General features: G+C 63.5%; 20 protein-coding genes and 1 pseudogene. 15 read left to right on the top strand and 6 right to left on the bottom strand.

Translation table 11 applies throughout. The annotated features are described in order from the left end of the window. Positions 1 to 357 precede the first annotated feature (357 nt). From BRPE64_RS08850 to BRPE64_RS08825, 6 genes are all read left to right on the top strand, one after another. Complete coding sequence (locus tag BRPE64_RS08850; protein ID WP_016345742.1) at positions 358 to 2,121, top strand: acetolactate synthase 3 catalytic subunit; 1,764 nt, start codon at positions 358 to 360, stop codon at positions 2,119 to 2,121. Between the two features lie 106 nt (positions 2,122 to 2,227). Beyond that, positions 2,228 to 2,719 (top strand): acetolactate synthase small subunit, encoded by a 492-nt coding sequence (ilvN, locus tag BRPE64_RS08845; protein ID WP_008341906.1) that lies wholly within the window; start codon positions 2,228 to 2,230, stop codon positions 2,717 to 2,719. Positions 2,720 to 2,788: 69 nt separating this feature from the next. Then, positions 2,789 to 3,805, top strand: coding sequence for a ketol-acid reductoisomerase (ilvC, locus tag BRPE64_RS08840; RefSeq protein ID WP_016345740.1), 1,017 nt, complete (start codon positions 2,789 to 2,791; stop codon positions 3,803 to 3,805). Between the two features lie 115 nt (positions 3,806 to 3,920). Next, positions 3,921 to 4,565 carry a phosphatidylserine decarboxylase gene (locus BRPE64_RS08835; RefSeq protein WP_016345739.1) on the top strand — a complete coding sequence of 215 codons (645 nt, stop codon included), beginning with the start codon at positions 3,921 to 3,923 and terminating at the stop codon, positions 4,563 to 4,565. A 13-nt stretch (positions 4,566 to 4,578) separates the two neighbouring features. Beyond that, a complete protein-coding gene (gene pssA, locus BRPE64_RS08830) occupies positions 4,579 to 5,445 on the top strand; it encodes a CDP-diacylglycerol--serine O-phosphatidyltransferase (protein WP_016345738.1) in 867 nt (288 codons plus the stop codon). A 4-nt stretch (positions 5,446 to 5,449) separates the two neighbouring features. After that, positions 5,450 to 5,959 (top strand): AAA family ATPase, encoded by a 510-nt coding sequence (locus BRPE64_RS08825; RefSeq protein ID WP_016345737.1) that lies wholly within the window; start codon positions 5,450 to 5,452, stop codon positions 5,957 to 5,959. A gap of 61 nt (positions 5,960 to 6,020) precedes the next feature. On the opposite strand, the gene BRPE64_RS08820 is transcribed toward BRPE64_RS08825, so the two are convergent. The 3 genes from BRPE64_RS08820 to prfB all read right to left on the bottom strand — a co-directional run bounded on the left by BRPE64_RS08820 (position 6,021) and on the right by prfB (position 9,776). Beyond that, entirely contained in the window at positions 6,021 to 6,788 is a 768-nt protein-coding gene (locus BRPE64_RS08820; RefSeq protein ID WP_044041427.1) for a glycine zipper 2TM domain-containing protein, read from the bottom strand. 268 nt (positions 6,789 to 7,056) lie between these two features. Continuing rightward, on the bottom strand, positions 7,057 to 8,583 hold the full coding sequence (gene lysS / locus BRPE64_RS08815) for a lysine--tRNA ligase (protein WP_016345735.1): 1,527 nt from the start codon (positions 8,581 to 8,583) through the stop codon (positions 7,057 to 7,059). An 88-nt stretch (positions 8,584 to 8,671) separates the two neighbouring features. Beyond that, positions 8,672 to 9,776, bottom strand: a protein-coding gene (gene prfB / locus BRPE64_RS08810) for a peptide chain release factor 2 (RefSeq protein ID WP_144063343.1) whose coding sequence is annotated in 2 segments (ribosomal slippage) — positions 8,672 to 9,694 and positions 9,696 to 9,776 — 1,104 coding nt in all. Because the reading frame shifts where the segments join, the coding sequence is not laid out codon by codon here. Positions 9,777 to 10,145: 369 nt separating this feature from the next. Here prfB and BRPE64_RS34060 point away from each other — a divergent pair. Continuing rightward, a pseudogene (locus BRPE64_RS34060) lies at positions 10,146 to 10,730 on the top strand (class I SAM-dependent methyltransferase). Here the strand turns inward: BRPE64_RS34060 and BRPE64_RS32805 are convergent. The 3 genes from BRPE64_RS32805 to BRPE64_RS08785 all read right to left on the bottom strand — a co-directional run bounded on the left by BRPE64_RS32805 (position 10,643) and on the right by BRPE64_RS08785 (position 14,489). Then, positions 10,643 to 11,518 (bottom strand): DUF5672 family protein, encoded by an 876-nt coding sequence (locus BRPE64_RS32805; protein ID WP_144063341.1) that lies wholly within the window; start codon positions 11,516 to 11,518, stop codon positions 10,643 to 10,645. The pseudogene BRPE64_RS34060 and the gene BRPE64_RS32805 overlap by 88 nt on opposite strands. A gap of 152 nt (positions 11,519 to 11,670) precedes the next feature. Beyond that, positions 11,671 to 13,371 carry a single-stranded-DNA-specific exonuclease RecJ gene (recJ, locus tag BRPE64_RS08790; protein ID WP_016345732.1) on the bottom strand — a complete coding sequence of 567 codons (1,701 nt, stop codon included), beginning with the start codon at positions 13,369 to 13,371 and terminating at the stop codon, positions 11,671 to 11,673. 11 nt (positions 13,372 to 13,382) lie between these two features. Next, complete coding sequence (locus BRPE64_RS08785) at positions 13,383 to 14,489, bottom strand: hypothetical protein (RefSeq protein WP_016345731.1); 1,107 nt, start codon at positions 14,487 to 14,489, stop codon at positions 13,383 to 13,385. A 291-nt stretch (positions 14,490 to 14,780) separates the two neighbouring features. Here BRPE64_RS08785 and BRPE64_RS08780 point away from each other — a divergent pair, with 291 nt between their 5' ends. The 8 genes from BRPE64_RS08780 to eno all read left to right on the top strand — a co-directional run bounded on the left by BRPE64_RS08780 (position 14,781) and on the right by eno (position 25,308). Further along, entirely contained in the window at positions 14,781 to 16,034 is a 1,254-nt protein-coding gene (locus BRPE64_RS08780) for a lipoprotein-releasing ABC transporter permease subunit (RefSeq protein ID WP_044041419.1), read from the top strand. Continuing rightward, on the top strand, positions 16,027 to 16,740 hold the full coding sequence (gene lolD, locus BRPE64_RS08775) for a lipoprotein-releasing ABC transporter ATP-binding protein LolD (RefSeq protein WP_016345728.1): 714 nt from the start codon (positions 16,027 to 16,029) through the stop codon (positions 16,738 to 16,740). Before BRPE64_RS08780 ends, lolD begins: the two co-directional genes overlap by 8 nt. A 34-nt stretch (positions 16,741 to 16,774) precedes the next feature. After that, complete coding sequence (locus BRPE64_RS08770; RefSeq protein WP_016345727.1) at positions 16,775 to 17,563, top strand: TatD family hydrolase; 789 nt, start codon at positions 16,775 to 16,777, stop codon at positions 17,561 to 17,563. Between the two features lie 43 nt (positions 17,564 to 17,606). Beyond that, entirely contained in the window at positions 17,607 to 20,099 is a 2,493-nt protein-coding gene (locus BRPE64_RS08765; RefSeq protein WP_016345726.1) for a DNA internalization-related competence protein ComEC/Rec2, read from the top strand. 29 nt (positions 20,100 to 20,128) lie between these two features. Further along, entirely contained in the window at positions 20,129 to 20,965 is an 837-nt protein-coding gene (locus tag BRPE64_RS08760) for an alpha/beta fold hydrolase (protein ID WP_016345725.1), read from the top strand. Positions 20,966 to 21,160: 195 nt separating this feature from the next. Further along, the gene (locus tag BRPE64_RS08755; protein ID WP_016345724.1) at positions 21,161 to 22,855 is read left to right on the top strand and encodes a CTP synthase; all 1,695 of its coding nucleotides are present in this window, start codon (positions 21,161 to 21,163) and stop codon (positions 22,853 to 22,855) included. Next, entirely contained in the window at positions 22,852 to 23,706 is an 855-nt protein-coding gene (gene kdsA, locus BRPE64_RS08750; protein WP_016345723.1) for a 3-deoxy-8-phosphooctulonate synthase, read from the top strand. Before BRPE64_RS08755 ends, kdsA begins: the two co-directional genes overlap by 4 nt. Positions 23,707 to 24,024: 318 nt before the next feature. Further along, positions 24,025 to 25,308, top strand: a complete 1,284-nt coding sequence (gene eno, locus BRPE64_RS08745; RefSeq protein ID WP_044041418.1) for a phosphopyruvate hydratase — start codon at positions 24,025 to 24,027, stop codon at positions 25,306 to 25,308. The last annotated feature ends 48 nt before the right edge of the window (positions 25,309 to 25,356 follow it).

Below are 25,356 nucleotides of genomic sequence, written 5' to 3'. Positions count from 1 at the left end.
AGGAAAACCTGCGAATCCTAGCAAAGTTTCGCGGCATCCGGACAAAATGAGCGATTTTGTTGCCGATGGCAACATGCGCGCGGACGGTTTCACGCGCCGGCGAAGGCTCTAACGGGGGATTCGCTGCGCCCCAAACCCGTGCGGGCAAAAACGCTATCAGCCTGTTCGGAAAGTTTTTGCTTGACCCGTCGCGCGCCTCGGGCTACATTTTCCGACTCGCATCATAAAGTGAATGTCTAATTTGAGGCGAGCCCAAGAAGCACGCCTGTCAACTTAAGACGCGCCGCTTGAACCCGAGCCACAAGCCCGGCAGAGAGCACCCGATCAATTTTTTGCCGAAAATTCGAAAGGTGATGAATGAACATGCCTAGCGCGGAATTCTCCACGTCGGATACGACTCCCCCTTCAGAAGCCGACTCCATCGGCGGCACCGTGCTCATGCGCGCGCTGGCCGACGAGAACGTCGAGTTCATTTGGGGCTATCCCGGCGGCTCGGTACTCTACATCTACGACGAGCTCTACAAGCAGGACCAGATCCAGCACATTCTCGTGCGCCACGAGCAGGCCGCCGTGCACGCCGCCGACGCCTATTCGCGCTCGACCGGCAAGGTCGGCGTGTGTCTCGTGACTTCCGGTCCGGGCGTGACGAACGCCGTCACCGGCATCGCCACGGCCTACATGGACTCCATTCCGCTCGTCATCATCAGCGGGCAGGTTCCGACCGCGGCCATCGGCCTCGACGCGTTCCAGGAGTGCGATACCGTCGGCATCACGCGTCCGTGCGTCAAGCACAACTTCCTCGTGAAGGACGTGCGCGATCTCGCGGCGACCGTCAAGAAAGCGTTCTATATCGCCCGCACGGGTCGTCCCGGTCCGGTGCTGATCGACATTCCGAAGGACGTCTCGAAGGCGCCGTGCAAGTACGAGCCGCTCAAGAGCGTGTCGCTGCGTTCGTACAATCCGGTCACGAAGGGCCATTCGGGCCAGATCCGCAAGGCGGTGCAACTGCTGCTGTCGGCGAAGCGCCCGTATATCTATACCGGCGGCGGCATCATTCTCGCGGACGCATCGCGCGAGCTGAACCAGTTCGTCGATCTGCTCGGCTACCCGGTCACCAATACGTTGATGGGTCTGGGCGGCTACCGCGCGAGCGATAAAAAATTCCTCGGCATGCTCGGCATGCACGGCACGTACGAAGCCAACATGGCGATGCAGAACTGCGACGTGCTGATCGCCATCGGCGCGCGCTTCGACGACCGCGTGATCGGCGATCCGAAGCACTTCGCGTCGTCGCCGCGCAAGATCATCCATATCGACGTCGATCCGTCGTCCATTTCGAAGCGCGTGAAGGTGGATATCCCGATCGTCGGGGACGTGAAGGAAGTGCTCAAGGATCTCATCGAGCAGCTTCAGCACGCCGAGCACGGTCCGGACACGCAGGCGCTCGCGAAGTGGTGGGACGACATCGAAGGCTGGCGCTCGAAGGACTGCCTGGCCTACGACCGCAAGAGCGAGATCATCAAGCCGCAATATGTTGTCGAGAAGCTCTGGGAGCTGACCGACGGCGACGCGTTCGTCTGTTCGGACGTCGGCCAGCATCAGATGTGGGCGGCGCAGTTCTATCCGTTCAACAAGCCGCGCCGCTGGATCAACTCGGGCGGCCTCGGCACGATGGGCTTCGGTCTTCCCGCCGCGATGGGCGTGAAGATGGCCTATCCGGACGAAGAAGTGGTCTGCATCACGGGCGAAGGCTCCATTCAGATGTGCATTCAGGAGCTCTCGACGTGCAAGCAGTACAACACGCCCATCAAGATCATCTCGCTCAACAACCGCTATCTCGGCATGGTGCGCCAGTGGCAGCAGATCGAATACAAGAAGCGTTACTCCAGTTCGTACATGGACGCGCTGCCCGACTTCGTGAAGCTCGCTGAAGCGTATGGCCATGTCGGCATTCGTGTCGAAAAGACCGCGGACGTCGAGCCGGCGCTGAAGGAAGCGCTGCGTCTCAAGGATCGCACCGTGTTTCTCGACTTCCAGACGGATCCCACCGAAAACGTATTCCCGATGGTGCAGGCAGGCAAGGGCATCACGGAAATGTTGCTCGGGTCTGAGGATCTATAACGCGGGTTTCGACTGCGCGGGTTCGCGCGTGCCTGTCTCCACAAAAGACATGTGCGGCGCGCGGATTCGCATCGAAGCCTTCAACTGGACATCATCGGGAAAAGACATGAAACACATCATCTCCGTACTGCTGGAAAACGAACCGGGCGCGTTATCGCGCGTCGTCGGGCTCTTTTCGGCGCGCGGCTATAACATCGAAACGCTGACGGTGGCGCCGACGGAAGACAGTTCGCTGTCGCGGCTCACCATCGTCTCGATTGGCTCGGACGACGTGATCGAACAGATCACGAAGCACCTGAACCGCCTGATCGAGGTGGTGAAAGTGGTCGACCTGACAGAGGGCGCCCACATCGAGCGCGAGCTGATGCTCATCAAGGTAAGGGCGGTCGGCAAGGAACGCGAAGAGATGAAGCGCATGGCGGATATCTTCCGCGGCCGCATCATCGACGTGACCGAAAAGACCTACACGATGGAACTGACTGGCGCCTCCGACAAGCTCGACGCGTTCATTCAGGCGCTCGACGCCACGGCGATTCTGGAAACCGTTCGCACGGGCAGCTCCGGCATCGGCCGCGGCGAGCGCATCCTCAAGGTGTAAGTTAGACACGCGATTCGACTCATTTCCCTCCGCCAAGCGCGGAACAGACTCAGGACTCAAGGAACCACCATGAAAGTTTTCTACGACAAAGACGCCGACCTCTCCCTCATCAAGGGCAAGCAAGTCACCATCATCGGCTATGGCTCGCAAGGCCATGCGCACGCACTGAACCTGAAGGACAGCGGCGTGAACGTGACGGTCGGCCTGCGCAAGGACGGCGCATCGTGGAGCAAGGCCGAGAACGCCGGTCTGAAGGTCAAGGAAGTGGCTGAAGCCGTGAAGGGCGCCGACGTCATCATGATGCTGCTGCCCGACGAGCAGATCGCCGACGTGTACAAGAACGAAGTGCACGGCAACGCCAAGCAGGGCGCGGCGCTCGCGTTCGCGCACGGCTTCAACGTGCACTACGGCCAGGTGATCCCGCGCGCGGATCTCGACGTCATCATGATTGCGCCGAAGGCTCCGGGCCACACGGTGCGCGGCACGTACTCGCAGGGCGGCGGCGTGCCGCATCTGGTCGCGGTGGCGCAGGACAAGTCGGGCGCGGCGCGCGATATCGCGCTGTCGTACGCGGTGGCCAACGGCGGCGGCCGCGCGGGCATCATCGAGACGAATTTCCGTGAAGAAACCGAAACCGATCTGTTCGGCGAACAGGCGGTTCTGTGCGGCGGCACGGTCGATCTGATCAAGGCCGGTTTCGAGACGCTGGTCGAAGCGGGCTACGCGCCGGAAATGGCGTACTTCGAGTGCCTGCACGAACTGAAGCTGATCGTCGACCTGATCTACGAAGGCGGCATCGCGAACATGAACTACTCGATCTCGAACAACGCCGAGTACGGCGAGTACGTGACGGGTCCGCGCATCATCACCGAAGACACGAAGAAGGTGATGAAGGAAGTCCTGAAGGACATCCAGACCGGCGAGTACGCGAAGAGCTTCATCATCGAGAACCGCGCCGGTGCGCCGACGCTGCAATCGCGCCGCCGTATTACCGCCGAGCACCAGATCGAAACGGTCGGCGCGAAGCTGCGCGCAATGATGCCGTGGATCGCGAAGAACAAGCTCGTCGACCAGTCGAAGAACTAAAGCGCGCAGCGTGAACGCGCGTCACGCTTCTTGCTTGTAGAAAAGCCGCCCGGACGCCCCTGTGCGCCGGGCGGCTTTTGCTATCCTACGGTTTTAATAAAACTCGAACTCGTTCATGAACTATCCTCATCCGATCATTGCCCGCGAAGGCTGGCCGTTCATTGCCATCGCGGCCGTCGTCGCCATCCTCGTGCAGGCGATGGGCGGCTTTGGCTTCGCCTGGATCTTCTGGCTGATCGTGATCTTCGTCGTCCAGTTCTTCCGCGATCCGCCGCGTCCGATTCCGTCGCAGCCCAACGCGGTGCTGTGCCCGGCGGACGGACGTATCGTGGCGGTCGAAACCGCGCACGATCCTTATGTGGGCCGCGAGGCGCTCAAGATCAGCGTGTTCATGAACGTGTTCAACGTGCACTCGCAGCGCTCGCCGGTGGACGGCGCGATCAGCAAGGTGCAGTACTTTCCGGGCGCGTTCCTGAACGCGGCCGTGGACAAGGCTTCCACCGAGAACGAGCGCAACGCCGTCGTGCTGCAGACCGCGGCCGGACATACCGTGACGTCGGTGCAGATCGCCGGACTGATCGCGCGGCGCATTCTCTGTTACGTGCACGTGGGCGAGCCGCTCACGCGCGGTCAACGTTACGGCTTCATTCGCTTCGGCTCACGCGTCGATGTGTATCTGCCGGTGGGCAGCCGTCCGCGCGTTTCGATCGGCGAGAAAGTCTCGGCTTCGTCGACGATCCTCGCCGAATTCGCGGAATAACGCGGAGGTCTCGATGGCGGCATTCAAACCGCGCCGTAACCGCGCGAACGCGACTACCCCGCGCGCGTTTCGTCGCAACAAGGCCGCGCAGGACGTGGGCGCCGTGGAAACGCGGCGCGCGAAGCGGCAGCAATTCCTGAGAAAGCGCGGCATCTATCTGCTGCCGAATGCCTTTACCACCGCCGCGCTGTTCTGCGGCTTCTTCGCCGTCGTCCAGGCGATGAACGTGCGTTTCGAGATTGCCGCCATCGCCATTTTTGTCGCGATGGTGCTCGACGGCATGGACGGCCGTGTCGCGCGCATGACGCACACGCAGAGCGCGTTCGGCGAGCAGTTCGACAGTCTCTCCGACATGGTGTCGTTCGGCGTCGCGCCCGCGCTCGTGATGTACGAATGGGTGCTGAAGGACCTCGGGCGCTGGGGCTGGCTCGCGGCCTTCGTCTATTGCTCGGGCGCGGCGCTGCGGCTTGCGCGCTTCAACACGAACGTCGGCGTGGTCGACAAGCGTTACTTCCAGGGATTGCCGTCGCCGGCCGCGGCGGCGCTGATCGCGGGCTTCGTCTGGCTCGCGACCGACAACCGCGTGCCGCTCAAGCTGGTCTGGCTGCCGTGGGTTGCGTTCGCACTGACCATCTACGCGGGTGTGACGATGGTCTCGAATGCGCCGTTCTACAGCGGCAAGGCGCTGGACGTGCGGTATCGCGTGCCGTTCGCGGGCGTGCTGCTGATCGTGGTGGCGTTCGTGCTGGTGTCGTCGGATCCGCCGGTGATGCTGTTCTGCCTGTTCGTGCTGTACGGCTTTTCGGGCTATTTCTGGTGGGCCTATATGGCGATGCGCGGCAGGCCGAATCCGGCGCGCAGCTCGCAGCGGGATCATTGAGGACGTGTTCATCGTATTTTCCGGTCTGCCGGGCAGCGGGAAAAGCAGCATCGCCGTGAAGCTGGCGGCGCGGTTGAAGGCGGTTTATCTGCGCATCGATTCGATCGAACAGGGCATTCGCGAAGCGCACGTGCTCGCAGCCGGCGGCGAGATCGGGCCGGCGGGATATCTGGCGGCATACCGGCTCGCAGCCGACAATCTACGCCTGGGGCTGACGGTGATCGCCGATTCGGTGAATCCGCTGAAGATCACGCGCGACGCGTTTCAGGCGGTCGCGCGCGGGGCGGGCGTCGGGATGCTCGAAGTCGAAATCGTGTGTTCGAATGCGGCGCTTCATCGGCGCCGCGTGGAAACGCGCCCATCGACCGTTGCTGGCCTGACCCTGCCCACGTGGGAGCAGGTCGAGAAGCGCGACTACGAAGCGTGGCATCGAACGCCGTTCCGGCTGGACACGGCGTTACTTTCGGTCGAGGAATGCGTCGATATGTTGATCGCGGCGATGCATCGAGAATAAAAAAAGGCGAGGGACGCAAAGGTCCATCGCCTTTTTTTCGCGCTCAACTCGCGCCGATTGCTCAACCCGCGACCAGCGTGCCGTTCGAAATATGCACGCGCTGGCCTTGCGCGAACGGCGGCGGATTCTTGTACGTGAAGTAACGCGTCTTGCCGTTTTCCATCCGCACACGCACCGAATAGTCGGTCTCGCTGCGCAGATGTTTCTCCACCGAATTCCCCGCCAAACCGCCGCCGAGCGCGCCGAGCAGCGTCATCGCGGTACGGCCGCCGCCGCGCCCGAACTGATTGCCGACGACACCGCCCGCCACCGCGCCACCGACCGCGCCGATTCCCGTTCCATGACCTTCCTGCTTGACAGCCGAGATCGCCTCGACGGTGCCGCAGGTCGAGCAATAGTTCTGATGCTGCGGCGGCTGCTGCGCATAGGACGGCTGCGCGGGCTGCGGCTGTGCTGGCGCTTGCTGTGCCTGTTGTGCCTGCTGCTGGGCGGCTTGTTGAGCGGCTTGCTGCTGAGCGGCCTGTTGTTGCGCCGCCTGCTGCGCTGCTTGCTGTTGCGCTTGTTGCGCCGCAGTCGATTGCTGCGCGGGACTCGGCGCCGCGGAATCGACAACCGGCTGCTGCGCAACCGCCGCCGTTTGCGTCTGCGGGTTCTGCGCGCCGTTGCTCGATGCCTTCGGAAATAGTCCCGTCATCGCGGCGGTCGCGACAAGGCTCGCCACGATCACCGCGCCTGCCGCCGTCGCGACGAGCGGGTGCAGGCGCCGCTGCTGCGGCTGAGCGCCGCCGGAGGAGGGCGACGTGCTGAGTTTATGGGTCCCGTTATCCATTTCTGACTCTCCTTCCGAGGCAAAGCGCCGTTGCCGGCTGCTGTCGAAACTATTTTCGGAGAAATCCGAATTCTCTGCTTTTTCCGGTTGTAACAATTTCGTGGCTGCAATACGTGTTGGGGAAAAGCACGACCGATGCCAGGCGCGAAAACAGGCGCTGCCACGATACGCGTGGCCGACGAGCCTTGAATTTTTTACCAGCGGTTACAACAAAAAGCGCGCCTCGGAGGGCGCGCTTTCGAATGCTGCTTGGCGATGTCGGGGAAACTCAGTCTTCCCGACGCAGATGCGGGAACAGAATCACGTCGCGGATGCTCGGGCTGTCGGTCAACAGCATCACCAGCCGGTCGACGCCGATACCGCATCCACCCGTCGGCGGCATGCCGTATTCGAGCGCGCGGATATAGTCGGCGTCGAAGTACATGGCTTCTTCGTCGCCGGCATCTTTTTGGTCGACCTGTTTCTGGAAGCGCGCAGCCTGATCTTCCGGATCGTTCAGCTCGGAGAAACCGTTGGCGATTTCGCGACCGGTGATGAACAGCTCGAAACGCTCGGTGATGCCCGCCACGGAATCCGACGCACGCGCGAGCGGCGACACTTCCACCGGATAGTCGACGATATACGTCGGTTCCCACAGTTGCGACTCGGCGGTCTCTTCGAACAGCGCGAGTTGCAGCGAACCGACGCCGGCGTTGAGGAACGCGGGCTGCGTCGTATCGACGCCGAATTTCTTCAACTCCGTGCGCAGGAACGCCGCGTCCGACAACTGCGCGTCCGTGTATTGCGGCGCGTACTTCTGGATCGCCTGATTGATCGTCAGACGATGGAACGGCTTGCTCAAATCGAGTTCGCGCCCCTGATACGTGATGGTCGCGGTGCCGAGCGCATCGATCGCGGCCTGGCGGATCAGTTCTTCGGTGAAGTCCATCAGCCAGCGGTAATCGGTGTAGGCCGCGTAGAACTCCATCATCGTGAATTCCGGATTGTGACGCGGCGACACGCCTTCGTTCCGGAAGTTACGGTTGATCTCGAACACGCGCTCGAAGCCGCCGACGATCAGCCGCTTCAGATAAAGCTCGGGCGCGATGCGCAGGAACATCTGCATGTCGAGCGCGTTGTGATGCGTGACGAAAGGCTTGGCCGCGGCGCCGCCCGGGATCGGGTGCAGCATCGGCGTTTCGACTTCCATGAAGTTCGACTTCGCCATGAAGTTGCGGATCGACGTGACGGCCTTGGTGCGCGCCATGAACGTCTTGCGCGATTCCGGCGTGACGATCAGATCGACATAGCGCTGGCGATAGCGCATTTCCTGATCGGCGAGGCCGTGGAACTTGTCCGGCAGCGGGCGCAGCGCCTTCGACAGCAGACGCAATTCCGTGCAGCGCACCGACAACTCCCCCTTGTTCGTGCGGAACAGCACGCCGCGGGCCGCGACGATATCGCCCAGGTCCCACTTCTTGAACGCGTCGTAGGTTTCGGCGCCGACGTCCGCGGGCGTGATGAAGAACTGGATCTGGCCGCTGCCGTCCTGCACCGTCGCGAAGCTGGCTTTGCCCATCACGCGCTTCAACATCATGCGGCCGGCGAGCGCGACGGGCAGGGGATTCGCTTCGAGCGCGTCTTTGTCGGTCTCGGCGTAGTCGGCCTGGAGTGCTGCGGCCTGATGCGTCGGGCGGAAATCGTTCGGATAGGCGATGCCCTGCTCGCGCAGCGCGCGCAGTTTCTCGCGGCGCTCGGCCATGATCTGGTTTTCTTCCAGTTCGGGAGCGGCGCCCGCTTGAGTCGGTTCGGTCATGATCTTTCTTGGCTTGTGATGCAGGCGGAGGCGCGGCGGAATGAAACGAAAGCGCGGACCCCGCTCGACGGGACCCGCGCCGGCGGACTTAAACGCCCTGTTTCAGACTCGCGCTGATGAAGTCGTCGAGGTCGCCGTCGAGCACGGCGCGCGTGTTGCTCATTTCCACACTGGTGCGCAGATCCTTCACACGGCTCTGATCGAGCACGTAGGAGCGGATCTGATGGCCCCAGCCCACATCGGTCTTGCTCGATTCGAGCTTGTCCTGTTCGGCCTGGCGCTTGCGCATCTCAAATTCATAGAGACGCGCCTTCAGCATCGCCATGGCTTCCGCGCGGTTGCGGTGCTGCGAGCGGTCGTTCTGGCACTGCACGACGATGCCGGTCGGCGCGTGCGTGAGACGCACGGCGGAGTCGGTCTTGTTGATGTGCTGACCACCCGCGCCCGATGCACGATACGTGTCGGTGCGGACATCCGCCGGATTGATTTCGATCTCGATCGAATCGTCGATTTCCGGATACACGAACACCGATGAAAACGACGTATGCCGTCCGCCCGACGAATCGAACGGCGACTTGCGCACGAGCCGGTGAATGCCGGTTTCGGTGCGCAGATAGCCGTACGCATATTCGCCTTCGACCTTGATGGTCGCGCTCTTGATGCCGGCGACGTCGCCTTCCGATTCTTCCAGCACTTCGGTCTTGAAGCCCTTGCGCTCGCAGTAGCGCAGATACTGGCGCAGCAACATGGACGCCCAGTCGCACGCCTCGGTGCCGCCGGCGCCGGCCTGGATGTCGATGAAGCAATTGTTCGGATCGGCCGGATTCGAGAACATCCGGCGGAATTCCGTGTCTTCGACGCGCACGCGCAAGGCGTCGGCATCGGCTTCGCAGGCGACGAGCGTGTCTTCGTCTTCTTCCTCGCGCGCCATGTCGAAGAGATCGCTGGCGTCGCGCAGGTCGTTGTCGAGCGCGGTGAGCTTGGACACCACGCCGTCGAGCAGCTTCTTTTCACGACCGAGCGCCTGGGCGTTCTTCGAGTCGTTCCAGACGTTCGGGTCTTCGAGTTCTTTGTTGACTTCGGCTAGACGCGCGGACTTGGCGTCGTAGTCAAAGATACCCCCGTAGCTCGCCCGCGCGACGGCGCAGGTCGGCCAGAAGGCTTTCGATCGCGTTGAGACGTTCCGCTTCCATTGTCGATCTTCGGCTTCGTAAAAAGGGTGAATTATAGCCGATTGACAGGGTTGGCCGGGACGGGCCGACCGGCGCGCGAAGCTTTAACCGGTCGGCAGCCGCACGCGGGTCATGATTCGGGATGCCGACGAATCCATGTTGTCTGTCGATTCAAATCGACTAGTTAATTCGTCCATAATCCCGAAGAACCCGATGCGCAAAATGAAAGTGCCTGTTCGAAAACCCTCGAATGGTCGTGCCTGTTTTATCAAAAAAATCGCGCAAAAACGAGGACTCAAAAGGGGGTTAATTAATAATGAAATCGGAACTTGCCCAATTTCTGCTTAATCCTGCGATGTTCATTCGTCCGTGGCGTCTTGCGCCCAGTGCATGGTTCGGTTATGTGCCCTTTTCTGCGGGATTGCGGCGGCCGTCAAGCAGCGCTTGCTGGTCGAACTGGGCTCTCATTGGGGCGTTTCATATGCTGCGTTCTGTCAGGCAGTAAAGGAGCATGGCATCCAAACCCGCTGTCATGCGGTGGATACATGGCAAGGCGATGAACACGCAGGTCTTTATTCCGACGACATCTATCCGGATTTGCACGCAAGTTGATGCGAATGACTTTCGATGAGGCGGCAGCGCATTTCGGCGACGGTGGTCGACCTTCTGCATATTGACGGTCTTCATACCTACGAAGCGGTGAAACACGATTTCGAAACGTGGCTTCCGAAAAGGTCGGATCGCGGCATCGTGTTTTTTGATGACATCAGCGTGCGCGAACGTAATTTCGGCGTGTGGAAGCTGTGGGAAGAACTGGCGCAGCGCTATTCCCATCTCGGATTCGATCATTCGGCGCGGGCCGCAAACGCTCCCGCGCTAGTTTGTGATCAGGCGGCGAATTTCTTGGTGAGCCTCGCTTGGCTGATCGCGAAGCGTTCCGCGATCTGCTCGGGCGTCCAGTCGATTCCGCGATAAGTGCAAATTATTGCAAATTCTTGGGGGAGCGCGACTCTGCTCAGGGCCTCATAGAGGGCGTCTGCAGTCTGCATCCTGCCGGCTTCGAAGCACCGGCACCACAGCGCGACGAAATCGACTGTGGTCACCGTACGCCGATGAGCGTGTCGCGCCAAAAATTGGAGATCGCTGTCGTTGGCGAAACGATGCAAATGGAAGATGCCGTGAAAACCGAACGGCGCTTCTGACGACAAGGAGCATTCCACGGAGAATTGGTCGGCGACCTGTTCCGTGGCGAACTTGATGCCGTAATCGGCTTCCAGCAATGGCCGATGAGTGCGGCAAATCAGCTCGTCTTCACCGAATGCCGGATCTGGCTGAATACGCGTGTCACTGGCGAGTATCTGCAGAAGCCGTTTCGAGCGCAGAGAAAATCCGCCGTTTCCGACGGGCAGGTGTCCAAAATGCCACGGCCAGCGTGCGCCGATATAATCGAACGAAAGAAATTCTTCCGTCCAAGCGGAAGGATTCGTAATAAATCCGTCCCATTGGATCAGTAATACCCAAGGTGTCGATATATATTCGACGAGATGCTTTAATATGAACGCGCTATATTCTTCCTTGGAGTTTATGGAAGGAATCAGCGCGATTCGCGTGCTAGTCTGGACATGTTTGTCGGTGAGCAGAATCGTGTCGCCGAACAAGCAATGTTCTTGTGATTTTTTCAGCACTCTCGCGGCGAGAAGTGGATTAAGACAATCTACGGCGCACAGCGTGACATTACGCAGATTTATTTTCTGATTATGCATGGGTCTACAACCGCTCGGCGCTCCAACCGCTCGGCACTCAAAAAACGTGCATTATAAGGGCCATAAGAGTGACACGGGGAGCCAGGCAGATAATCGGAAGTTGCTGAGTTACGCGTGGCTCATAAGCGCGCGCCACGCGTGTGATTCGCCGCTCAGCCAGCGTGCTCGACGATCAACTGCACCCGCGCGACGCCGTTCCACGAGTCGCTGACGAGCCTGTACGCGACGGTCGCGCGCGGAGGCAGCGGCTCGACGTGGTTGAACCAGATGGCGTTGAAGCGCTGACGCCCGCGCAATAGGGACAGCTTCAGATGCTTGTCCTTGACGAGCGCCTGCGACGCGATCTCGAACTCGCCCGAGAAAGTCGGCGCCGGGAAGCCCTGGCCCCACACTTCGGCGTCGAGCATCTCGACGAATTGCGGCGTGAAATACGCGTCTTCCAGTTCGCCGTCGGTTTCGACGGTGCGCGAGAGCGCTTCCGCCGTCAGCCATTCGCGGCCAATCGCCTCGAACGCCGCGGTGAAGCGCGGGATGTCCGCGGTGGCGAGCGTGAGGCCCGCCGCCATCGCGTGGCCGCCGAACTTGTGGATGAGTCCCGGCTCGCGCTTGCTGATCAGATCGACCGCGTCGCGCAGATGAAAACCCGGAATCGAGCGGCCCGAGCCCTTGCAGAGCGTGCCGCTGTCGTCGGCATGGGCGAAGGTGAACGACGGCCGGTGAAAGCGCTCCTTCAGCCGCCCCGCGACGATGCCGATCACGCCCTGATGCCAGCTCGCGTCATACAGCGTGAGCGTCGCGCGCTCGCCGCAATCGAACGTCTGCAACTCCGCGAGCGCCTGCTGCTGCATGCCGGCTTCGATTTCGCGGCGCTCGCGGTTCATCGCGTCGAGTTGCTGCGCCAGGTCCCAGGCGCGGCCGATATCGTCGGTCGTCAGGCATTCGATGCCGAGCGACATATCCGACAGCCGTCCCGCCGCGTTCAGCCGCGGTCCGAGCGCAAAGCCGAGATCGAAGCCGGAAGCTGCGCGCGCATCGCGCCCAGCGGCGCGGAACAGCGCGGCGATGCCCGGCTGCATGCGGCCCGAGCGAATCCGCTTCAAACCCTGCGCAACGAGAATGCGGTTGTTGCAGTCGAGCTTGACGACGTCCGCGACGGTGCCGAGCGCGACGAGATCGAGCAGGCCGTCCAGACGCGGTTCCGGCGCGTTTTTGTACGCGCCGCGTTTGCGCAGTTCGGCGCGCAACGCGAGCAGCACATAGAACATGACGCCCACGCCCGCGATGCACTTGCTCGGAAACGTGCAGCCCGGCTGGTTCGGATTGACGATCGCGCGCGCGGCGGGAAGCGTGTCGCCGGGCAGATGGTGATCGGTGACGAGCACGTCGATGCCGAGCGCATTCGCGGCTGCGACGCCCTCGACGCTCGCAATGCCGTTATCGACCGTGATCAGCAGATCGGGCGGTCCGAGCTTCGCGCGCGCGGCCAGTTCGACGATTTCCGGCGTGAGCCCATAGCCATACTCGAAGCGGTTCGGAACCAGATACTCGATCTGCGCGCCGAACATGCGCAGACCGCGCACGGCGACGGCGCAGGCGGTTGCGCCGTCGCAGTCGTAGTCCGCGACGACGAGCATGCGGCGATTCGCGGCGAGCGCGTCGGCCAGCACGACGGCGGCATCGTCGCAGCCTTTCAGGCCGACGGGCGCGTGCAGGCGCTTGAACTCGGTTTCGACTTCGTCGGGCGTGGTGACGCCGCGCGACGCATACAGCCGCGCGATGACGGGATGCAGGCCGTGACGCGTCAGCGCTTCGGCGTCGGCGGGAGAGGAGGCGCGCGTAACGATTCGCGTCATTCGGGTGTGCCTTATTCGATGAGAAGCGCCGCAATCGGGCGACGCCGCCAGAACTTGCGCAAGTCGGCGCGCGTGACGGACAGCGTGACGGAGCCGGTGTCGCCGCACAGCGTGAGGCTCAGGTGGCCGAGCGTGCCGTGGCCGAGCGCGTCGAGCGCGGGCGCGAACCACGCGGCTTCGAGCGCCTTGAGCGAGTCGTTCCAGCGCGCCCAGTCCTGCTCGATGAACGGCGCGGAAAACGGATCGAGCTCGACGAGCGTTGTGCCCCGTTCGTGGTCCGCTGCATGATCCGACGCGAGCATGGCGAACGATTCGGGCGCCAGGTCAGGCACGACGCCCGCCGCGAGCGCCAGGCCGCGCGTGGCGGCGGCGCCGGACATCACGTATGCGAACGGGCTCGCGACGGTGCGCATCGTGCCTTGCCCGTGCAGCCAGATCGAGTTGATCGCGGGCAGGCCGTGCGATTCGCGCGCGAGGTTCAGCGGATGTTCGAACCACGCCATCTGTACTTCATTCTGCAGCTTCATCCACGCGCGCGAACGCTCGCCGGTGCGGGCTTCGTGCGGCAGCCAGATTTCGATGTTGCGCCCGGTCGCGCGCAACGGCGACGCGCCCGCGAGCGCGCCAAGTGCATCGCCCGATACATACCAGCGCAGCGGCGTCGGCGCCTGCAGCGTCACGCCCAGATCTTCGATCACGGGCCGCGCCGTCTCCAGCAGCGCGCGCGCTTCTTCCGTGTGAACGCCGAGCGTGTCGGGGTCGATCAGCACGAGATGATCATGCGCGATGCGCACGTGAACCGGCTCGATGCAGGCCCACGACGCGTCGCCGGGCGTGCCGCCATCGGCGAGCAGCATGAAGGGCGCGAGCGGGGCGTCGTCGGCGTAGCGCGTGTCCGTGGGCGCAACCGCGCCGAAGCGCCGCGCGATCCAGCGTTCGTGCGGCAGCGTGCGCTGGAAATCTTCGCCGATCACGCGTTCTTCGAGCGTGGCGCGGGCGAGCAGTTTGTCGAGCGCCGCGCCCTGCAGCCCGTGCAGGGCGGTCGCGGCGTCCGCGGCCGAGGGCAGCGCGAAGGGCAGAAGAAGATGGAGATCGTGAACGGGCATGATGCTGCGCATTGTAGGGCAAAGCACACGCAAGGCGCCTTGTGCGATCCGGGCCGCGGGGCCGTTTTTGCGGCACGCGCGACGCATGCTCATGCGTGGCTTTGTCCATATATGGCAAACTTTCGCAAATTTCACGCTCGGACCCGGCCGCCGGTACCTGATACCGTCGGGGTTGCAGTCTTCGCCGTGCATCCGCGAGGCCCGCCGTAGCGTATTCGTACGATGCCGCCCCAAGCCGGGCAAACGCCGCTCGCGGCGCTATCGGGGCACAACAACGCTGGAACAGCAGCAAAAAGGACTCGCTTGAAACTTCCGTACGAATGGCAGATTGGCTGGCGATACACACGCGCCAGCAAACGCACCACAGGCAACGGCTTTATCTCCTTCATCGCACTCGTGTCGATGGCGGGCATCGCGCTTGGCGTCGCCGCACTGATTGTTGTGCTCTCCGTGATGAACGGCTTCCAGAAGGAAGTGCGTGACCGCATGTTGTCGGTGCTCGCGCACGTCGAGATCTTCTCGCCGACCGGCTCGATGCCCAACTGGCAATTGACCGTGCAGGAAGCGCGGCGCAATCCCGAAGTGATCGGCGCGGCGCCGTATGTCGAGGCGCAGGCGCTGCTCACGCGGCAGGGCGCGGTGAGCGGGGTGGCGCTGCGCGGCGTGGAGCCGTCGCTGGAGCCGGAAGTGTCGGATATCGGCAAGGAAATGCGCGCGGGCGCGCTCGCGGATCTGCATCCGGGCGAATTCGGCATCGTGCTCGGCAAGGATCTCGCGTCCAATCTCGGCGTGATGAAAGACGACAAGATCACGCTCGTCGCGCCCGAAGGCACGATTACGCCCGCCGGGATGATGCCGCGCCTCAAACAGTTCACGGTGGTCGGCATCTTCGAGTCGGGCCACTACGAATACGATTCGACGCTCGCGCTGATCGACATCAAGGATGCGCAGGCGCTGTTCCGTTTGCCCGCGCCGACCGGCGTGCGCCTGCGCCTGAAGGACATGCAGCGCGCGCCCGAAGTTGCGCGCCAGCTTGCGCGCACGCTTTCGGGCGATCTGTATATCCGCGACTGGACGCAGCAGAACAAGACGTGGTTCTCCGCCGTGCAGATCGAGAAGCGCATGATGTTCATCATCCTCACGCTGATCATTGCGGTGGCGGCGTTCAATCTCGTGTCCTCGCTCGTGATGACCGTCACCGACAAGCAGGCCGACATCGCCATTTTGCGCACGCTCGGCGCGCAGCCCGGCTCGATCATGAAAATTTTCGTGGTGCAGGGCGTGACGATCGGTTTCATCGGCACGGCGCTGGGCGTGACGCTTGGCTGTCTTATCGCGTGGAGCATTCCATGGCTCGTGCCGATGATCGAGCATCTCTTCAACGTGCAGTTCCTGCCGTCGTCGGTGTATTTCATCAGCGAACTGCCGTCGGAGCTCGTACCGGGCGATGTCGCGAAGATCGGCATCATCGCGTTTGTGTTGTCGTCGCTCGCAACGCTCTATCCGAGCTGGCGCGGTGCGAAGGTTCGTCCGGCGGAGGCGCTGCGCTATGAGTGATCTGATTCCCGCTAACAATATCGTGCTGCACGCGTCGGCCATTTCGAAGACCTTCGTGCAGGGCGGCTTCAACGTGCAGGTGCTCGACAACGCGCAGCTCGAAGTGAAGCGCGGCGAGAAGCTTGCGATCGTCGGCGCCTCGGGTTCGGGCAAGAGCACGCTGCTGCATGTGCTCGGCGGACTCGACGAACCGAGCGCGGGCAAGGTGTCGCTGCTCGGCAAGCCGTTCACCGAGCTGAAGGAAAAGGAGCGCAACGAGCTGCGCAACCGCGCGCTTGGCTTCGTCTATCAGTTTCATCATCTGCTGCCGGAATTCACGGCGCTCGATAACGTCGCGATGCCGCTGCGCATCCGCCGCATGTCCGAAGAAGACGCGCGCAGGCAGGCACACGAGATGCTCGAACGCGTAGGCATCGGGCATCGCGCGAAGCATCGGCCGGGCGAATTGTCGGGCGGCGAGCGTCAGCGCGTGGCGATTGCGCGCGCGCTCGTCACGCGTCCCGCTTGCGTGCTCGCCGACGAACCGACCGGCAATCTCGACGGCGGCACGGCGGATACCGTCTTCAATCTGATGCTGGAGCTGTCGCAGACGCTGGAGACGAGCTTCGTGATTGTCACGCACGATCCGGATCTCGCTGCGCGCTGCGACCGCATCATGCGCCTGCGCGACGGCGTGCTGCACGAAGAGCCGCCGGTTCCGGTCTGATGCATTGAGCGCGCGCCGCGCACGGGAGGCCGCCATGTGGATCGATACGCACTGTCATCTCGATGCCGGAGAGTTCGACGCCGACCGCGACGCCGTGGCCGCCGCGGCGTTCGATGCAGGCGTCGCGCGCATCGTGATTCCGGGCGTCGAGCGCGGCAACTTCGCGACGGTGCGCGCGCTCGCGCATCGCATCGCGGGCGGGGCGTATGCACTCGGCATCCATCCGCTGTTCACGCCGCGCGCCAGCGACGACGACCTGCGCGTGCTGCGCGAGGAAATCGCGGCGAGCATGGACGATCCGTTGTTCGTCGGCATCGGTGAAATCGGGCTGGATTATTTCGTGCCGTCGCTCGACGACGCGCGTCAGCAGTTCTTCTACAACGAGCAACTGAAGCTCGCGCGCGAATTCGATCTGCCCGTGATCTGCCACGTGCGCAAGTCGCAGGACAAAGTGCTGAAGGGCCTGCGCGTGCACGATATTCATCGCGGCATCGCGCATGCGTTCAACGGCAGTTTCCAGCAGGCCGAGGCGTTCATCGCGCAGGGCATGCGGCTCGGCTTCGGCGGCAACTTGACGTTCGAGCGCGCGCTGCAGATCCGCCGGCTCGCGACCGATCTGCCGCTCGACGCGATCGTCCTCGAAACCGATGCGCCGGACATCGCGCCTTCCTGGCTCTACAAGCAGCGCAACGCGCCGGAACAGGTCGCGCGCATCGCGCAGGTGCTGGCGCAACTGCGCGGCATCGACGAAAACGCGCTTTCCCTAGGCACAACGGCTAACGCTCACGCCGCGCTCCCCCGGCTCGCGCTCGCGTCTTCATAATCGTTCGCTGCGACGTTTGCAGCAACGAAACGAAGAGGACCATGTGCGGGCGATTCTGCTGGGATTTGCGTTGGGCATCGCGTGGCTGCAGCAGCAGGCGCGCTTGCCGGGGCTTGGCGTGTGGCTTGCTTGTGGCGCTGTTTTTCTTCTTGCGATTACGCTCGGGTTGGCGAGGCCGCGCGTGCGCATCGCGGGCTTCGCGACTGCCGCGTGCGCGCTGGGCTTTGCATACGCCGCGATGCGCGCCGAAGTGCGCTTGCGGCCGCACTTGCCGGTCGAGTACGAGCAGCGCGATATCGAACTGACCGGCTTCGTGCGCGGCTTGCCCGAGCGCCGGGAGGACGGCACGCGCTTCGTTTTCGAAGTCGAAGCGAATGGTGCCGGATTGCGCGATTTTCCGCGCATCGTCCGTTTAATGTGGATGCCTAACGAATTCGCGCCCATTCCCCGGCTGCTGGCTGGCGAGCGATGGACGCTGACGGCACGCCTTAAACGCGCGCACGACAACGCGAACTTCGGCTTGCGCGACGGCGAAGCGGCCTTGCTCGAAAGCGGCATACGCGCGACGGGTTCCGTGTCGGCGTCGCGTCCGCCGCGGCGTCTGAGCAGCGATGCGTCCGGGCCGCGTCTGGCTATCGACCGGCTGCGTGCCCGGGTGCGCGAACGTATCGAAACCGTGCTCGGCGATGCGCCGCATCGCGGCATCGTCGTGGCGCTCGCGGTCGGCGCGCAGGACGGTGTGAGCGATGCCGACCGGGCCGTCATGCGTGCGACGGGCACGAGTCATCTCGTCGCGATTTCGGGCTTGCACGTGGGCTTCGTCGCGGGGCTGGCGGCGTGGCTGTGCGGCTTCGCGTGGAAGCGCGCCCGATTCCGCGGCATGCCCGCGACGCTGATCGCGCCCGCGCCGAACGTAGCCGCGCTCGGGGCCGCCGCGTTCGCCGCGTTTTATGTAGCGCTCGCGGGCTTCAACCTGCCCGCGCAGCGCGCGCTGTGGATGCTCGTGATCGTCGCGCTCGCATTTCTATGCGGACGACGGCCGGCATCGTCGCTCGTGCTGTTATGGACGCTCGCGTTCGTGCTGATCGTCGATCCGTGGGCGGTGACGTCGGCGGGATTCTGGCTGTCGTTCTGCGCGGTGGCGGCGATCCTCCACGCGGTCGCGGCAGCGGGACGAGTCGAAACGCACGCGCAGGCACCGCATGACGACGACATCGACGAATGGGACCGCACCGATCCGAGCGAAGTAGGGCAGCGGCCGGAGCCATCGGTCAAACGCAGGCCGCGCGCGTGGATGGCGCGTTTCGCGACGCGCGTGCGGCGTCACGTCGAATCGGGCGCGCGCGTGCAATACGCGGTGACGATCGCGCTCGCGCCGCTCACCGTCTACTGGTTCTCGCAAATTCCGCTGCTCGGACCGCTCGCGAACGCCTTCGCGATTCCGTGGGTCAGCATGCTCGTGACGCCCGCGACGCTCGCCGGTCTGCTGCTTCCCGCGCCGCTCGATGCGCCGATGCTCCACGCCGCGCATGCCGCGCTGTCCTTGCTGTGCGACGCGCTCGCGTGGCTGGCCGACGCCGCGCCCGCGGCGCTTTGGCTGTTGCCGCAGCCGGACGGGTTCGCGCTCGCGGCGGCGGCCGTGGGCGTGGCGTGGGCGCTCGCGCCGCGCGGCTGGCCGCTGCGTTGCGCCGCGCCGCTCACGTGGCTGCCGTTGCTCGCGCCCGCGCAGCATCCGGCCGCGTACGGCGCGTTTCGCGTGACCGCGCTCGATATCGGTCAGGGTTCCGCGCTCGTCATCGAGACGGCGCGGCACGCGTTGTTGTTCGACGCTGGTCCCGGCCCGGAATCGACTCACGCGGGCGAGCGCATCGTCGCGCCTTATTTGCTTGCGGCGGGCGTGCGCACGCTCGATACGCTGATGATCAGCCATTCGGATTCGGATCATGCGGGCGGCGCGCCGGCCGTGCTCGAAGCGGTCGCGGTGCGGCAACTGCTGGCATCGCTGCCGGCAACGGATGCGCTCTGGTCCGACGCGCGCGCCCGGCGCATCGAGACCTTGCGCTGCGCCGCCGGCCAGCGCTGGACCTGGGACGGCGTCGAGTTCCGCGTGCTGTGGCCCGAGCCCGGGCCGCTCGCCGGCAAGCCGAACCATCAGTCGTGCGTACTCAAGGCGACCAACGCGGCGGGACGCGCCGCGCTCTTCACGGCGGACATCGAGGCGGACGTCGAACGCGTGCTGATCGCGCGCGACGCGGAGGCTCTGCGCGCCGATGTGCTGATCGTGCCGCATCACGGCAGCCGCACGTCGTCGACCGAGCCTTTCCTCGATTCAGTCGAGCCGCGCGCCGCGATATTTCAGGTAGGCTATCGCAACCGTTTCCGGCATCCGAATGCGACCGTGTACGCGCGCTACGAACTGCGCGCCATCGCGCTTTCGCGCAGCGACGAGGACGGCGCGGCGCGCCTCGACATCGGCCGGGAAATCGTGCTCGAACGCTTCAGGCAAACCCACGCGCGCTACTGGATGGAGCGCTGAGAACAGAACAAGAACGGAGGCGTCCACGCTTGAAAGAGATCATCCACTTTTCGCACGCGAACGGTTTCCCGGCGTCGACGTATCGCACGATGTTCGCCGAGCTCGCCGACGACTACGAGATCCGCAGCATCGAATGCATCGGTCATGATCCGCGCTTTCCCGTCACGCGCGACTGGCCTTATCTCGTCGATCAGCTTATCGACGACATGAACCGGCATCGCGAACTGAGCGACGGCGACCCGCCGAAAGTGTGGCTCGTCGGCCATTCGCTCGGCGGTTATTTGTCGCTGATGGCGGCGCTCAAGCGTCCGCAATGGGTGAAGGGCGTCGTGATGCTGGACTCGCCGGTGATCGCGGGCTGGAAAAGCGGGCTGTTGCGCGTCACGCAGTGGACCGGGCTCGACGAGCGCCTGTCGCCCGCCGCCGCGACGCGTACGCGCCGCACGCACTGGGCGAGCCGCGACGAAGCGTGGCGTCACTTTCGCGCGAAGCCGGCGTTCGCGCGCTGGGACGAACGCATGTTGTCCGATTACATCGGCCTCGGCATGCGCGAGGCGAATCCGGGCGGCGGGCGCACGCTGGCGTTCGACCGCCACGTCGAATATCTGATCTATCGGACGCTGCCGCACACGCTCGGCGCGCGGCTCGCACACGGCGCGCCGGTGCCGGTGGGCTTCGTCGCGGGCACGCGCTCGCGCGAGGTGCGGCAGGTGGGACTCGGCATGACGCGACGCATCGTCGGCGAGCGGCTCGAATGGATGGAGGGCAGCCATCTTTTTCCGATGGAACGCCCGATCGACACCGCGCGCGCCGTGCAGCGCCTGCTCACGTCGATGCAGGCGTCGATTCAGGCATCAAGCGCCTGACGCGCACAACAAAAGGGAGCGAACAGGGAACGAACACGCGCGCGGGGCTTGACGCCCGGGCCGAGAAATGATCGGCAGGAATGTCGCCGAATCGCGCGGCGAACTGTGCTCATCTGTAGCCAATTTCCGGCTCGCGCGCGCTTCGTGGGAGGCGGCCTTTACGGTATAATCCGTTTTTCCCGCGAGCATCTAGCGATGACCAAATATGTATTCGTCACCGGCGGCGTAGTTTCTTCCCTTGGCAAGGGTATTGCCGCCGCCTCCCTCGCCGCGATCCTCGAATCGCGCGGTCTGAAAGTCACCCTTCTTAAGCTCGATCCCTACATCAACGTCGACCCCGGCACGATGAGCCCGTTCCAGCACGGGGAAGTGTTCGTGACGGAAGACGGCGCGGAAACCGACCTCGATCTCGGCCATTACGAGCGCTTCATCAGCACGAAGATGCGCAAGGCCAACAACTTCACCACGGGCCAGATTTACGAATCGGTGATCCGCAAGGAACGCCGCGGCGAGTATCTCGGCAAGACGGTGCAGGTCATTCCGCATATCACCAACGAAATTCAGGCGTTCGTCGAGCGCGGCGCCGCTGCGGCCACGTGCGGCCAGCCGGACGTGGCGATCGTCGAAGTTGGCGGCACGGTGGGCGACATCGAATCGCTGCCGTTCCTCGAAGCCGCGCGCCAGATGAGTCTGCGCATGGGCCGCAACAGCGCGTGCTTCGTGCACCTGACGCTTGTGCCGTTCATCGCCACCGCGGGCGAACTCAAGACCAAGCCTACGCAGCATAGCGTGCAGAAGCTGCGCGAAATCGGTATCTATCCGAACGTGCTGCTGTGCCGCGCGGACCGTCCGATCCCCGACGACGAACGCGCCAAGATCTCGATGTTCTCGAACGTGCCGGAAGACGCCGTGATCTCCGTGTGGGACGCGGACAGCATCTACAAGATTCCGCAGATGCTCAACGACCAGCACCTCGACGACATCATCTGCGAAGAACTGAAGCTCTCGCCGCCGCCGGCCAATCTGAAGATGTGGTCGGATCTCGTGCAGAAGCTCGAGAATCCGAAGAGCGAAGTGACCATCGGCATGGTCGGCAAATATGTCGAGCTGACCGAATCGTACAAGTCGCTGATCGAGGCGCTGCGGCATGCGTCGATTCATACGTCGACCAAGGTGAACATCGAGTACATCGACTCCGAGCAGATCGAGGCCGAAGGCGCCGAAGGGCTGAAGCATCTCGACGCCGTTTTGGTGCCGGGCGGTTTCGGCCGGCGCGGCACGGAAGGCAAGATCAAGGCGATCCGCTATGCGCGTGAGTCGAAGACGCCGTATCTCGGCATCTGCCTCGGCATGCAGCTCGCGGTCATCGAGTTCGCGCGCGACGTCGCGGGTCTCACGGACGCGAACAGCACCGAGTTCGATCAGAACACGAACAACCCGGTCGTCGCGCTCATCACCGAGTGGTACGACCGCGCGGGCCGCATCGAGAAGCGTAGCGAAGAGTCGGATCTGGGCGGCACCATGCGCCTGGGCTCGCAGAAGTGCCCGATCAAGCCCGGCACGATGGCCGAGCGTATTTATGGCACGGATGTGAACGAGCGTCATCGTCACCGTTATGAGGTCAATAACCGTTTCGTGCCCCAGCTCGAGGCGGGCGGGCTTATCATCAGCGCCCGTACCCCGAGCGAGGATCTGCCCGAAATGATGGAGTTGCCGCAGTCGCTGCATCCGTGGTTCGTGGGCGTGCAGTTCCACCCGGAATTCACCTCCACGCCGCGTGACGGGCATCCGTTGTTCAAGGCGTTTGTCGAGGCGGCGCGCGCGCATGCGCAGGCGGGCGGTGCCAAGACGCCGGCCAAGGCTGCGGCCACTGCGGGAGCGCAAGCATGAAGCTGTGTCACTTCGAAGCGGGTCTGGACCAGCCGTTCTTCCTGATCGCGGGCACGTGCGTGGTCGAATCGGAACAAATGACGATCGACGTCGCCGGCCGGCTCAAGGAAATGACGGACAAGCTCGGCATCCCGTTTATCTACAAATCGTCGTACGACAAGGCGAACCGTAGCTCGGGCAAGTCGTTCCGCGGCCTCGGCATGGACGAAGGCCTGCGCATTCTCGGCGAAGTGAAGAAGCAGCTCGGCGTGCCCGTCCTCACGGACGTGCACGCGGAACATGAAATCGAAGCGGTGGCATCGGTGGTGGACGTGCTGCAGACGCCCGCGTTCCTGTGCCGCCAGACCGACTTCATCCACGCGTGCGCGCGCTCGGGCAAGCCCGTCAACATCAAGAAGGGCCAGTTCCTCGCGCCGCACGACATGAAAAACGTGATCGACAAGGCGCGCGACGCCGCGCGTGAAGCCGGGCTGTCGGAAGACCGCTTCATGGCGTGCGAGCGCGGTGTGTCGTTCGGGTATAACAACCTCGTGTCCGACATGCGTTCGCTCGCGATCATGCGCGAAACCAACGCGCCGGTCGTGTTCGACGCAACCCATTCGGTGCAGTTGCCGGGCGGGCAGGGCACGAGTTCCGGCGGCCAGCGCGAGTTCGTGCCGGTGCTGGCGCGCGCGGCGGTCGCGGTGGGCGTCTCCGGCCTGTTCATGGAAACGCATCCCGACCCGGCGTGCGCGAAGTCCGACGGCCCGAACGCGGTGCCGCTGCATCGTATGGAAGCGCTGCTCTCCACGCTCATTACGATCGATCGCGCCGTCAAGAGCGGCCCGTTCCTCGAGAGCGATTTCAACTGAGCATCGGCAACCTGTACGGCGCGCGCGCTCAAAACGGATGCCGCGCAGCAAGAATAGATCACATGAAGTGATCAGCGGGACGGAGGAGCGAGCAACACATCAGGGCGGCAACCGCGTCGGTCAGCGGATCCAGCCGCCTGCTCCCCACGAAAGCGATGCGGATCGATTCCGTATGCCCGCGCGTCGCGCCGAAGCTGAACGGCCGGCGGGCGGGTCTGCACGAAGTCAGTGACGTGCGCCGAAGCGTGTTTCGAATTGAAAAGCCAGGCGGCGCGCTTCGCTGTGACTGACAGAATTCATCGTCAATTTGAGGAAACCATGAGTGCTATCGTAGATATCATCGGCCGCGAGATTCTCGATTCGCGAGGCAATCCGACCGTCGAATGCGACGTGTTGCTCGAATCGGGCACGATGGGCCGCGCGGCGGTGCCGTCGGGCGCATCCACCGGTTCGCGCGAAGCCATCGAGCTGCGCGACGACGAAGCCGGCCGCTACAACGGCAAGGGCGTGCTGAAGGCGGTCGAACACATCAACACCGAGATCTCCGAAGCCATCATGGGCCTCGACGCCTCGGAACAGGCTTTCCTCGACAAGACCCTGCTCGAACTCGACGGCACGGACAACAAGTCGCGTCTCGGCGCGAACGCCATGCTCGCCGTGTCGATGGCGGTCGCCAAGGCCGCCGCCGAAGAAGCCGGCCTGCCGCTGTACCGCTACTTCGGCGGCTCGGGCGCCATGCAACTGCCGGTACCGATGATGAACATCGTCAACGGCGGCGCGCACGCGAACAACAGCCTGGACATCCAGGAATTCATGATCGTGCCGGTGAGCCAGCCGACCTTTCGCGAAGCGCTGCGCTGCGGCGCCGAAGTGTTCCACGCGCTGAAAAAGATCCTGGCCGAGCGCGGCATGAGCACCGCCGTGGGCGACGAAGGCGGCTTCGCACCGAACTTCGGCAGCAACGACGAGTGCCTGTCGACCATTCTGCAGGCCATCGAGAAGGCGGGTTATCGCGCGGGCGAAGACGTACTGCTCGCGCTCGATTGCGCGGCCAGCGAGTTCTACCACGACGGCAAGTACCAGCTCGCGGGCGAAGGCCTGCAACTGTCGTCGAGCGAGTTCGCCGACTACCTGGCAACGCTCGCGGATAAATTCCCGATCGTGTCGATCGAAGACGGCATGCACGAGTCCGACTGGGAAGGCTGGAAGATCCTGACCGAAAAGCTCGGCAAGAAGATTCAGCTCGTCGGCGACGATCTCTTCGTGACGAACACGCGCATCCTGAAGGAAGGCATCGAGAAGGGCATCGCGAACTCGATCCTGATCAAGATCAACCAGATCGGCACGCTGACGGAAACCTTCGCGGCGATCGAAATGGCCAAGCGCGCGGGTTACACGGCGGTCATCTCGCATCGTTCGGGCGAAACCGAAGACTCGACGATTGCCGATATCGCCGTCGGCCTGAACGCCGGGCAAATCAAGACCGGCTCGCTGTCGCGCAGCGATCGCATCTCGAAGTACAACCAGTTGCTGCGTATCGAGGAAGATCTCGGCGACATCGCAAGCTACCCGGGCAAGTCGGCGTTCTACAACTTGCGCTAAAGCTTTTGCCGCTTTAGTCGATAAGGACGCTTAGTCGTCTTTGAAGCG

The organism is Caballeronia insecticola, from assembly GCF_000402035.1.
In the GTDB taxonomy this organism is placed as follows: domain Bacteria; phylum Pseudomonadota; class Gammaproteobacteria; order Burkholderiales; family Burkholderiaceae; genus Caballeronia; species Caballeronia insecticola.
This window is presented reverse-complemented; position numbering and strand designations above follow the sequence as displayed.

Bases quoted from the DNA above. Each gene is read 5' to 3' on its own strand.
- BRPE64_RS08850 (WP_016345742.1), top strand. From the start codon at position 358: ATGAACATGCCTAGCGCGGAATTCTCCACGTCGGATACGACTCCCCCT.
- ilvN (WP_008341906.1), top strand. From the start codon at position 2,228: ATGAAACACATCATCTCCGTACTGCTGGAAAACGAACCGGGCGCGTTA.
- ilvC (WP_016345740.1), top strand. From the start codon at position 2,789: ATGAAAGTTTTCTACGACAAAGACGCCGACCTCTCCCTCATCAAGGGC.
- BRPE64_RS08835 (WP_016345739.1), top strand. From the start codon at position 3,921: ATGAACTATCCTCATCCGATCATTGCCCGCGAAGGCTGGCCGTTCATT.
- pssA (WP_016345738.1), top strand. From the start codon at position 4,579: ATGGCGGCATTCAAACCGCGCCGTAACCGCGCGAACGCGACTACCCCG.
- BRPE64_RS08820 (WP_044041427.1), bottom strand. From the start codon at position 6,788: ATGGATAACGGGACCCATAAACTCAGCACGTCGCCCTCCTCCGGCGGC.
- lysS (WP_016345735.1), bottom strand. From the start codon at position 8,583: ATGACCGAACCGACTCAAGCGGGCGCCGCTCCCGAACTGGAAGAAAAC.
- BRPE64_RS32805 (WP_144063341.1), bottom strand. From the start codon at position 11,518: ATGCATAATCAGAAAATAAATCTGCGTAATGTCACGCTGTGCGCCGTA.
- recJ (WP_016345732.1), bottom strand. From the start codon at position 13,371: ATGACGCGAATCGTTACGCGCGCCTCCTCTCCCGCCGACGCCGAAGCG.
- BRPE64_RS08785 (WP_016345731.1), bottom strand. From the start codon at position 14,489: ATGCGCAGCATCATGCCCGTTCACGATCTCCATCTTCTTCTGCCCTTC.
- lolD (WP_016345728.1), top strand. From the start codon at position 16,027: ATGAGTGATCTGATTCCCGCTAACAATATCGTGCTGCACGCGTCGGCC.
- BRPE64_RS08770 (WP_016345727.1), top strand. From the start codon at position 16,775: ATGTGGATCGATACGCACTGTCATCTCGATGCCGGAGAGTTCGACGCC.
- BRPE64_RS08755 (WP_016345724.1), top strand. From the start codon at position 21,161: ATGACCAAATATGTATTCGTCACCGGCGGCGTAGTTTCTTCCCTTGGC.
- kdsA (WP_016345723.1), top strand. From the start codon at position 22,852: ATGAAGCTGTGTCACTTCGAAGCGGGTCTGGACCAGCCGTTCTTCCTG.
- eno (WP_044041418.1), top strand. From the start codon at position 24,025: ATGAGTGCTATCGTAGATATCATCGGCCGCGAGATTCTCGATTCGCGA.